Here is an 11,055-nt window from a genome sequence, read left to right as displayed (position 1 = left end):
ACACGACGCATTACCTCCGGCCTCTCAAGATTCTCATCTCCGTTCCCTCTGAGCACGGTTGCGTCGGTTCAAACAAGCCCTTCCCTCGCGGGCGCCCGACTTCCGTCCATCGGTCAAAAATTACCACCCCTCGTCGCTCCCACGCCCGCCTCACGACGGGTTAGGCCGACCGCAGGAGCGGAGCAGCGGCGCGGTGCCGGCCACAAAATAGGCGACGAGGAGACCTGATCTTGGCGGACAGCCTCCTCGTCGTGCTCCGGTTCTTGTGCCCAGGAATCGAAGCGGTCGCAGTGTTATCCAGAGCGCCATCGACATCAAGCGCTGGCAGCAGCAGCCGCCCACGGTCGTCGAAGCGCGGCCTGCGCGTTGCCCCGTCTGCGGCGCTGCGAGCTGTCCGCTGGGCGGCGCCATCCGGCTCCAAGGCCACGGCAGGCGCGAGCGGCAGGTCTGGGGCCCCACCAGCCCGGACCAACGCCCCGAGGTGCTCTCGGTGACAGCTCGCCGCTACCGCTGCCTCAGTTGCCGCGCTGTGCTGCTCGTCGTTCCTCGCGGAGTGCTCGGCCTTCGCGTATACAGCGCCGCCGCGATCGGCTTCGCCCTCGCGCTCTGGGGCCTGGCGCTCGCGACGGCGGCCGAGGTCCGTCGGCGCGTGGGCCCAGCGAAGATCCTCGGCGACAGCGCCGTCGCCGGCTGGGCCACGCTGCGTCGGTGGGCGCGCGACGTCGCGCAGCGACGTCTGTTTTCGGACGCCCCCGACCCAGGCCCGTCCGCCTCGCTCCGAAAGAGGGCAGCCGCCGTCGCGACATCGCTCGCGGCAACCGCGGACCCGACGACCCGGGCGCTGCCGATCGAGCAGCGCGCCTTCTTCGGCGCCGCGCATGCGGCGTGAGGGCCTTTGCCCCCGAGGAGCCCCGATCGTACAGCCCACCTGAGAGGATCCCTGCCAAAAACGCCGCCGATCCCGGACAAGGACCGCGCGCCAGCAAGGCGCAGAAAGGACCTGTCCGAATGGCCCTCGGCCCCGCCGACCACGCCGAGACCGTCGCGATCTATCGCGCCACGGTCATCGGCCCTCTCATGCACCGCGTACTCACTCACGGCCAGCTCGCCGCAGCGCTGCGTGCGCTGAGCGAGCAGCGGTTTCGACCGCCGGGCGCGCACAGCACCCGCACCTACTCGGTGCCCACGCTCGAGCGCTGGCTGTACGCGTATCGCTCCGCTGGCCTCGACGGCCTGCGCCCACAGCCACGCAGCGATCGCGGCTTCGCGCAGGACCTGTCGGAGGAGCTGCGTACGCTGCTGCTCGACATTCGGCGCGAGCATCCCGACGCCTCGGTGCCGCTCATCCTCAAGACGCTTGTGGACGAGGGGCGACTCGAAGCCACCCAGATCTCCGAGCCCACCGTACGGCGACTGTACGCGGCGCACGGCCTTCGCCGCCGCGCCGCGCGCGCCGAGGGAGAGCCGAAGACGCGGCTGCGCTGGCAAGCCGAGCGCCCCGGCGCGCTCTGGCACGGCGATGTCTGCCACGTGACCGGCTGCACCGTCGGCGGCAAAGCCATGCCGCTCCGCATCCACGGGCTGCTCGACGACGCCTCTCGTTACGTCGTGGCCCTCGAGGCGCACACGACCGAGAAGGAGGTCGACATGCTCGCCATGACCGTCGACGCCCTGCGCCGCCACGGCAAGCCCGACGCGCTCTATCTCGACAACGGCTCCACCTACCGCGGCGACATCCTCAAAACCGCGTGCGCGCGGCTCGGCATCACGCTCCTGCACGCAAAGCCGTACGACCCAGAGGCGCGTGGCAAGATGGAGCGTTTCTGGCGCACGCTGCGCGAAGGGTGCCTTACCTATCTCGGCGCCTTGGCGTCGCTCGTGGACATCAACACGACGCTCCGCGCCTTCCTCGACAGGCGTTACCACCCGGCGCCGCACGGGGGCCTGCTCGGCCAGACCCCGGCGAAGGTCTACGCGGCCCGCCCCGCCGCCGAGGGCGGCGTCGACGAAAGGGCGCTGCGCGTCGCGCTCACCGAGCGCACCCGGCGCCGCGTCTCGGGCGACAACATCGTCTCTGTCGACGGCGTCGCCTGGCAGCTCGATCAAGGCTACCTCGCCGGCCAGATCGTCTCCGTCGCCCGATGCTTCGTCGCGCCCGACGAGCCGCCGTGGGTCGAGCACGAGGGCAAGCGCTTGGTGCTGCATCCGGTCGACCCGCAGCGCAACGCGCGCCGAAAGCGGCTGCCGTGCGGCGGGCCTGCGGTGAACAAGCCGACTCGCCCCGTGGACTTCAACCCCGCGCGGACGCTCGGCCGCTCGATAGGCACTGGCGCTGACACGAGCGAGCGCGGAGGAGAGACGTGAGCGAGTCCTACGTCCGCTTCTTCACCCTCTCCGCCGCACCCTTCTCCAAGGAGATCCAGGACGGCGAGCTGTGGCTGCCGCCCTCGAAGGAGCAGCTCGTCGAGGAGGTGTGCGAGGCCGTGCACGAGCACGCCCAAGTGCTGCTGGTCGGCGAGCCCGGTGCCGGCAAGACGTGTGTGCTACGGGCCGTGCGTCATCGATTGCCGCAGGCCGGCTTCCGGCTGACCTACTGCCACAACGCCACGCTGGGCCGCCGCGACTTCTATCGCCAGCTCTGCCATGCCCTCGGCCTCAACCCCGCTGCGACCGCGGCGGCCGTATTCTACGCTGTCAGCGCGCATATCGAGACCCTCGGCCGCGAGCGCATCCACCCGGTTTTCCTGCTGGACGAAGCGCACCTGCTCCACCAAGACACGCTCGATCATCTCCACATCTTGCTCAACTACGAATGGGACAGCCGCGCCCTGTTGTCGCTGATCCTGGTAGGGCTCTCTGACCTCCAAGACCGGCTTGAGCTGCGCAAAAACCGCTCGCTATATTCCCGCATCGAGCGGCGTCTGTCCATTGGTGCGATGGTCCCCGACGATACCGGAGAGTACGTGCGGCTCCGGATGAGCCGTGCCGGCGCCGATCGCGACGTCTTCACCGCGGACGCTCTGACGCTGCTCCACGAGGCGGCTGGCTCGAGCCTGCGCGAGATCGACCGCATGGCCACCGCCGCGCTGCGCGAGGCGGCGCGACGGAAGAAGAAACTCGTCGAGCGTGACGTGATGGCGCGCATCGTCGGCGACCTGGGGACGGACGGCAGCTGACGCTGACCCACACGACGGGCGCCACCTCGGCGCTGGTAAAGGGACACCTCGCCGGCGCCGACGGCCACCAACCATGATGGCCATTGCGAGCTGCCCTGCGGCGCGCGTCCGAGCGATGGCCATCGCTCTCCTTGACCGCAACCGTGCACGCCCGCGATGGCCATCAAGCAGCTTGCTCGGCGGACCATCAGCCAGCCTGAGCGTCAACACTCCCGAAGGGCGGCGGCGCGATCCGGGGCATCGGCGAGAAATTCTCGGTCAGTGCCGCGACGGGCACCGGCACGGTCCAGGTGCCGATCGCCACGAGCCCTGGCCGCGCCGGGTTCCATCCGGAGCTGTCGCTCGAGTACGACTCGAGCGCTGGTAACGGCCCCTTCGGCGTCGGGTGGCGGCTGTCCGTGCCGCAGATCACCCGCAAGACCGAGAAAGGGCTGCCGCGCTACGAGGATGCGTACGAGTCGGACGTGTTCGTGCTCTCCGGTGCCGAGGACCTGGTGCCGGCGCTGCGCGAGGACGGCTCGCTCCAACGTTCTGACGACGGTGACGAGGTCGTGGAACGTTACCGGCCGCGCATCGAAGGGGAGTTCGCGCGCATCGAGCGGCGCCGCCACCGGACCACCGGCGCGATGTACTGGAGGGTGACGACCCGCGACAACCTCACGAGCATCTTCGGGCGCTCGGAGGGCGCGCGGATCGCCGATCCGAACGCGCCGCAGCGCGTCTTCTCGTGGCTCCTGGAGGAGACGCGCGACGACCGGGGCAACGTGATCGCGTACGAGTACAAGGCCGAGGATCTCGCAGGCGTGACGCGCGCCGAGCCGCACGAGGCGCACCGGCACGCGGGGCTGTCGGCGATCGTGAACCGCTACCTCAAACGGATCCGCTACGGAAACGTGGCCCCGGGAGACGCTTCGTCGATGCTCTTCGAGGTGGTCTTCGACTACGGCGAGCACGACACGGCGGCGCCGGCCGTCGAGGAGGTGAACGCCTGGCCTTGCAGGCAGGACGCGTTCTCAACCTACTGCGCCGGCTTCGAGATTCGCACCTACCGGCTGTGCCGGCGCGTGCTGATGTTCCACGACATGGCCGAGCTCGGGCCCGCGCCTTGCCTGGTGAGATCGACGGATTTCGCGTACGAGGACAGCCCGGTGCTCACCCGCCTCGCGTCGGTGACGCACGCGGGGTACCTCCGCAACGCAGAGACGCTCACGTACACGAGGTCGTCGTATCCGCCGCTCGATCTCGGTTACTCGCTGCCGGAGCTCCATACCGAGATCAAGGAGCTGGACAGGGGCAGCGCGGCGGACATCGCCGGTGCGCTGGAGGGCGCGCACCAGTGGGTCGACCTCGACGGCGAGGCGCTTCCCGGGCTGCTCGTGCGCCGGGACGAGGCGCTGCTCTACAAGCGCAACCTGGGCGGCGGTTCGCTCGGACCAGCGCTTCCCTTGCCGACCCGGCCATCGCTGAGCCGCGGCGGTCTGCAAGTGATGGACCTCGACGGCGACGGCCAGAAGGAGATGGTCTTCTTCGAGCGGCCGGTGGCGGGCTATTTCGACCGCACCGAGGGGGGCACATGGGCCCCGTTCCGGCCGTTCGCCGCGCAGCCGGTGCTCGACTGGGCAGATCCCGATCTGCAGCTCATCGACCTGAACGGCGACGGGCACGAGGATATCCTCCTCGCGCGCGGCGAGGTGCTGGTCTGGTACCCATCGCTGGCGAAGGGTGGTTTCGACAAGCCCATCACGCTGCAGGCCCCGCGCGACGGGGAGAAGGGACCGGCGCTGGTCTTCGCCGACCGCAGGCAGACGATGTTCCTCGCCGATATGAGCGGCGATGGGCTCACCGATCTCGTCCGCGTCCGCAACGGCAGCGTCTGCTACTGGCCGAACCTCGGGTATGGCCGGTTCGGGGCGAAGGTGGAGATGGCGAGGGCGCCCTGGTTCGACCATCCCGACCAGTTCGACCCGCGCCGGATCCGGCTCGCGGACGTCGACGGGTCGGGGACAGTCGATATCCTGTACCTGCACCGCGAAGGGGTGCGCATCTACGGGAACGAGGCGGGCAATGCCCTGGCGGCCCCGGCTCAGGTCCCGGCGCTCGTGGATGCTGACGAGGCCTCATCGGTCGTCGCGCTCGATCTGCTCGGTACCGGGACGGGGTGCGTCGTGGGGTGGAGCCTGCTGCCAGGCTCCGCGAGGGCGCCGCTGCGGTACATTGATCTGCTCGGCAGCAAGAAGCCGTATCTCTTGACCTCGGTGAAGAACAACCTCGGAAGGACCACGACGGTGACCTACGCTCCGTCGACGAAGTTCTACCTGGCCGACCGGGCGGCCAGCCGCCCGTGGGTGACGAGGTTGCCGTTCGTGGTCCATGTCATCGAGCGCGTCGAGGTCTTCGACGCGATCTCGCGCCACCGCTTCGTCACCACGTATGCATACCACCACGGCGACTACGACGGGGTAGAGCGGGAGATGCGCGGCTTCGGCATGGTGGAGCAGCGGGACACCGAGTCGTTCTCGGCGTTCAGCGGGGCTGGCTTCGCGCCGCCCGCGGCCAACGCCGATCCCGAGCTGCACCTGCCGCCGGTGCTCACGAAGACGTGGTTCCATACCGGCGCCTGGATCGAGGGGGCGAAGATCTCGGCGCAGTACGAGAGCGAATATTACGCCGGTGACGCGGCGGCGGTCCGCCTGGCGGACACGCTGCTTCGCGAGGATCTCGGCGCCGTCGAGATGCGCGAGGCGTGCCGGGCGCTCAAGGGGCGGCCCCTCCGCCAGGAGATCTATGCGCTCGACGGGTCGGCGGAGGAGCCGCGTCCGTACGTCGTCAAGGAGCACAGCTACGCGATGCGGCGCCTCCAGCCCGCGGTGGGCAATGCGCACGCGGTGTTCTTGGCTCATCCGCGCGAGGCGATCGAGTACCATTACGAGCGCAGCGAGAGCGATCCGCGGGTGACGCACGCGCTCACGCTGAAGGTCGACGATTACGGCGTGGTCATGCAGGCGGCGCAGATCGGGTATCGCCGGCGGGCGGCGTGGGCGGAGTTCCCCGAGCAGGAGCAGGGGAAGGCGACGCTGACGGAGAACACGGTGAAACACCTGGTCCCGGACGAGGAGGGTGCTTATCGGATCGGGGTCCCGACCGAGACGCGAACCTACGAGCTGCACGGCCTGCCGCTCGGCTCGGAGGGGGTGCTCGGGTTCCAGGCAGTCTTCGACGCGGCGGCCGCGGCGGAGGACGTGCCGACGCTCGCGTACGACGGGACGCCGAGCGGGGGCTTCCAGAAGCGCCTGTTGCAGCACATGCGCATGACGTACTGGAGCGACGATCTCACGGGGCCGCTGCCGTTCGGCGAGGTCGGGGGCAGGGCGCTCGTTTACGAGAGCTTCGCCAAGGTCCTCACGCCTTCGCTGATCACGTCCGTGTTCGGGACCCGCGTCACGAGCGGCATGCTCGCGGAGGGGGGTTATGTCCAGCTCCCGGACGATCCGGACTACTGGGTGTCCTCGGGGCGGGCGGTGCCTTCGGCGGCCCACTTCTACTTGCCGACGACGTTCGTCGATCCGTTCGGCAATGCGTCGCAGGTCGCCTACGACCCGTATTGCCTGCTCGTGACGGCGGTGACGGATCCGCTGAGCAATGTCGTGGAAGCCGTCCCCGACTACCGTGTGCTCGCCCCATTGAAGCTGACGGACGCGAACGGCAATGTGAGCGAGGTGCGCTTCGACGCGCTGGGGAGGGTCACGCTGCTGGCGGTGATGGGCAAGCCGGGGGCCGGCGAGGGCGACACGCCCGCCGACCCGACGGCGACGTTCGCGTACGATCTGGAGCGATTCCGGCTCACCGGCAAGCCGAGCGTGGTGCGCGCCCGCGCCCGCGAGCAGCACGGCGCGAGCAACACGCGCTGGCTGGTCACGTACAGCTACTCCGACGGCTCGGGCAACGAGGTGCTGCGCAAGGTGAAGGCGGAGCCGGGGCTCGCGCCCGAGCGCGACGCGAACGGCGTGCTGGTGCATGACGCGCAGGGCGACCTGGTCTTTTCGCACACGACGTCGCGCTGGGTCGGCACCGGGCGCACGGTGCTGGACAACAAGGGCAATCCGGTCAAGCAGTACGAGCCGTTCTTCAGCGCGACGAACGAATACGAGGACGAAACGGAGCTCGTGGAGTCGGGGGTCACGCCGATCCTGCGGTACGATCCGCTCGGCCGGCTCATCCGGACCGACCTGCCGAACGGCACGTTCTCCCGGGTGGTGTTCGACGCCTGGAAGCAGACGTCGCACGATCCGAATGACACGGTGCTGGAGAGCGCGTGGTACACGGGGCGCCAGGCCTTGCCGGCGGGCGACCCGGAGCGCCGCGCGGCCAACCTGGCGGCCGCGCACGCCGGTACCCCGGCGGTGAGCCACCTGGACGCGCTGGGGCGGGTGTTCCGCGCCGTGGCGGACAACGGTGCTGAGGGGCCGTATGTCACGCAGACCACGCTCGATATCGAGGGGCAGCCGCTCTCGATCACCGACGCGCGCGACAACCTGGCGATGCAGCATCGCTTCGGGCTACGTGGGCAGCTGCTCTATCAGAAGAGCAACGACAGCGGCGAGCGGTGGATGCTGGCGGGCGCGACCGGACAGCGGCTGCGGGCCTGGAACGGGCGAGGGTTCGTCTACCGCTCGTCGTACGATGGGCTGCGCCGGCCGACGCACGAGCAGGTGCAGCTGGGCTCGGGCAGCGAGCGGCTGGCGCGCCGTTACGTCTACGGCGAAGCGCATCCGCAGGCGACGGCGCTGAACCTGCGCGGCAGGCTGTACCAGGTGTATGATGGCGCGGGCGTGGTGACGAGCCAGGCGTACGACTTCAAGGGGAACATGCTGCAGGCGTCGCGCCGGCTGCGTGGCGACGTGCACGCGGAGGACGATTGGTCGGTGCTGTCGGCGCTGACGGATGTGGCTGCCATCGCGACGGCGGCTGACCCGCTGCTGGAGACCGAGAGCTTCGGGACGCAGACGGTGTACGACGCGCTGAACCGGCCGACGAGCGTGACGGCGCCGGACGCGAGCGAGGTCAAGCCGACGTACAACGAGGCGGGGCTGCTAGAGCGGGTCGAGGCGCGGGTTCGAGGTGTGTGGACGACGTTCGTCGACAACATCGATTACGACGCGAAGGGGCAGCGCGAGCGGATCGAGTACGGCAACGGCACATTCACGGCGTACACGTATGACCCGCTGACGTTTCGGCTTGCGCGCCTGAAGACGACGCGGAGCTCGGACAGCGCGGTGCTGCAGAACCTCACGTATGTGTACGACCCGGTCGGGAACATCGTGGAGATCGGGGACAGCGCGCAGCAGACGGTGTTCTTCAACAACGCGGTGGTATCACCGAGCGCGCAGTACGTGTACGACGCGGTCTACCGGCTGATCGAGGCGACGGGTCGGGAGCATGCGGGCGGGCTGTCGGATGCGCCGCGTGACCAGAACGACCTGCCGATCCAGTCGCTGCCGCACGCGAACGACGCGCAGGCGCTGAGGAACTATACGGAGCAGTATGTCTACGATGCGGTGGGCAACTTGCGGAGGATGGTGCACCAGGCGGGCACGGGAAGCTGGACGCGGTGGTATGCGTACGAGGAGACAGCGAACAACCGGCTGACGAGCACGACCGGGGACCCGGAGAACGGGCCGTTCCGCACCTATGCGCATGACGCGCACGGCAACATGACGTCGATGCCGCACATCACGGCGCTGACCTGGGACGAGAACGACCAGGTGCGGAGCACGGACCTCGACGGCGGCGGGGTGGTTTACTACACCTACAGCGCGACGGGGCAGCGCGTGCGCAAGGTGTGGGAGCACAGCGGGCTGGTGGAGGAGCGCATCTACCTCGGCGGCTACGAGGTGTACCGGAGGCGCAACAGCTCGGGGCTGGTGCTGGAGCGGCAGACACTGCACGTGATGGATGGCGCGCGGCGGGTGGCGATGGTGGAGACGAAGACGGTGGACACCTCGGGGCCGTTCACGGTGACGCCGCGGGTCCGCTACCAGCTCGACAACCACCTCGGGTCGGCCTCGCTGGAGGTCGACGGGGCAGGGCTCGTGATCGGATACGAGGAGTACCACCCCTACGGGACGACGGCGTACTGGTCGGCTAGTAGCGCCGCGGAGGTGAGCCGGAAGCGGTACCGGTACACGGGGAAGGAGAAGGACGAGGAGACGGGGCTGTACTATCAAGGGGCGCGGTACTACGCGCCGTGGCTGGGGAGGTGGACGAGCGCGGATCCGGCGGGGTTCGCGGATGGGCCGAGTTTGTACGCCTATGTGCGGGGGGATCCGGTTCGGCTAGTCGATCCTCGGGGAACGAACGCAGAGGATCCGTTGCGAAGTGACGCACCTAGCGGTGTCGTTCAGTTCAAGCATCCATCTGCGGGCGGACAGACCGTTCTGGTTTCCGACGCGCCCATCAGGTTCGAGGAGCCGGGAGCTGCTGAGCCAGTGAAACCCGAGCCTGCACCCGTACCGGTGGCGTCCCGCAAGCCTCCTCGCAAGGCCAATCCGCCTCCGCTGACCAGCACGTCTTCTCCCGTCGCAACCACGGCTCCAGCCGCAACCACGGCCGAGGCAGTTGGGGCCTTTGCAAAGGGTGCTGCAGAGGGCTTGGCATCCGGCATTCTCGTGAATGCAGCGATCGGCGTAGGCGCAGGCCTCGCGGGCGTGAGCGTGGGCGTCGCGGCGGCCACCGTTGGCGTTGTTCTCTTGCCGTTTGCCATTCATGGTGTCATCTCTCACTGGGATGAGATCACGGCGAGCGTCGATCGGCTAGTACATGGCGCCGGGACTGCAAAAGACTATCAGGCCGCTGGTGAGGTGGTCGGCGGTCTCCTGTCCACCGCGACCTCAGGGCCCGCGAGCAGGGTGGGGTCGGAGCTTGGTCAGGCGATTCGAACAGAGGTAACAAGCGCTGTTTCAGCGCTCGGACCAAAGCTGGCGCCAGTCGGAGCCTCTCTGGACGATGTGGCGAGCAGCTCGATGCTCCAAAGCACGGGAGGTACCGCGACCGCGAAAGGAGGAGCGGCCAGCTTCACCGATGATGGGGAAAGAGCTATTGCGGAGTATCTCGAGGCCTTCGGCAGAAAAGTACGCAAGAACCCGCAGGAGGGTGTTCCCGGCGCAGGACGGCAGGGTGACGCGTACGTTGATGGCCTCATGCACGAGTTCAAGACGCTGGACCCAGGGGCAGTCCCGGGTACTGTGAAGAACGTCGTGAATGACTCCATTCGCGGCGGGGGTCAGGCACGTGAGATTATCATAGATGCACGTGGTACCGGACTCACCAAGGAAGCGGCAGAGAAGGGCGCAGCGAAAGCCCTGGGTATCTCACGGGGCAGGCTTGACGGTCTCACGATGATTGGTGATGGGTATTTCTTCAGATGGACTCCGAGGTGACCATGCCCAGGCCGATGAGTGTGTTCGTTGATTTTTGCGGCGATGAAGGGGTGCTCCTCAGCGCTCTCACCGAGATTCTCGGCTGCTCTCTCGTGAAAGAAGAGATCGATGTTGGGGTTCTCTACCGTGGCAGGCTCCTTGATACTGAGGTTGTGTTGTTTGGAGATCACGGCCTGGACGATGATTGTGGAATTAAGTTTTCTGAGTATATGTACCAATTGAAATTGGTGGCGTTCGACTCTGGGATGCGCCTCTCCAGTTACGATCGGATGTATGAGAGTGTTGTTGTGTTCGTTGCGGAGAGGTTGTGTGAACGTCTTCATTCCAGGACTCAGGTTGTTGTGAATCTGCAGAGAATAGTCGCCACGTTCGATCCAGGAGCTGGCGCGGATTGCAGCCAGTGACAGCGGTGAAAATCGGCATCGACGCCCACAAGGGCTGAG

At 67.8% G+C, this 11,055-nt stretch carries 5 protein-coding genes; all 5 read left to right on the top strand.

Features of this window, described 5'->3' with window-relative positions; all coding sequences use genetic code 11:
• Positions 1 to 265: 265 nt before the first annotated feature.
• The 5 genes from WME82_RS46450 to WME82_RS46430 all read left to right on the top strand — a co-directional run bounded on the left by WME82_RS46450 (position 266) and on the right by WME82_RS46430 (position 11,016).
• Complete coding sequence (locus WME82_RS46450) at positions 266 to 889, top strand: hypothetical protein (RefSeq protein WP_437740782.1); 624 nt, start codon at positions 266 to 268, stop codon at positions 887 to 889.
• A gap of 119 nt (positions 890 to 1,008) precedes the next feature.
• The gene (locus tag WME82_RS46445; RefSeq protein ID WP_437740783.1) at positions 1,009 to 2,364 is read left to right on the top strand and encodes a DDE-type integrase/transposase/recombinase; all 1,356 of its coding nucleotides are present in this window, start codon (positions 1,009 to 1,011) and stop codon (positions 2,362 to 2,364) included.
• Positions 2,361 to 3,176: an ExeA family protein gene (locus WME82_RS46440; RefSeq protein ID WP_437740784.1), complete on the top strand. Its 816-nt coding sequence runs from the start codon at positions 2,361 to 2,363 to the stop codon at positions 3,174 to 3,176. Before WME82_RS46445 ends, WME82_RS46440 begins: the two co-directional genes overlap by 4 nt.
• Positions 3,177 to 3,406: 230 nt before the next feature.
• On the top strand, positions 3,407 to 10,612 hold the full coding sequence (locus WME82_RS46435) for a SpvB/TcaC N-terminal domain-containing protein (RefSeq protein ID WP_438044999.1): 7,206 nt from the start codon (positions 3,407 to 3,409) through the stop codon (positions 10,610 to 10,612).
• Positions 10,609 to 11,016, top strand: a complete 408-nt coding sequence (locus WME82_RS46430; RefSeq protein ID WP_438040574.1) for a hypothetical protein — start codon at positions 10,609 to 10,611, stop codon at positions 11,014 to 11,016. Before WME82_RS46435 ends, WME82_RS46430 begins: the two co-directional genes overlap by 4 nt.
• Positions 11,017 to 11,055: the final 39 nt, after the last annotated feature.

The organism is Sorangium sp. So ce128 (assembly GCF_051525245.1).
Taxonomy (GTDB): domain Bacteria; phylum Myxococcota_A; class Polyangia; order Polyangiales; family Polyangiaceae; genus Sorangium; species Sorangium cellulosum_B.
This window is presented reverse-complemented; position numbering and strand designations above follow the sequence as displayed.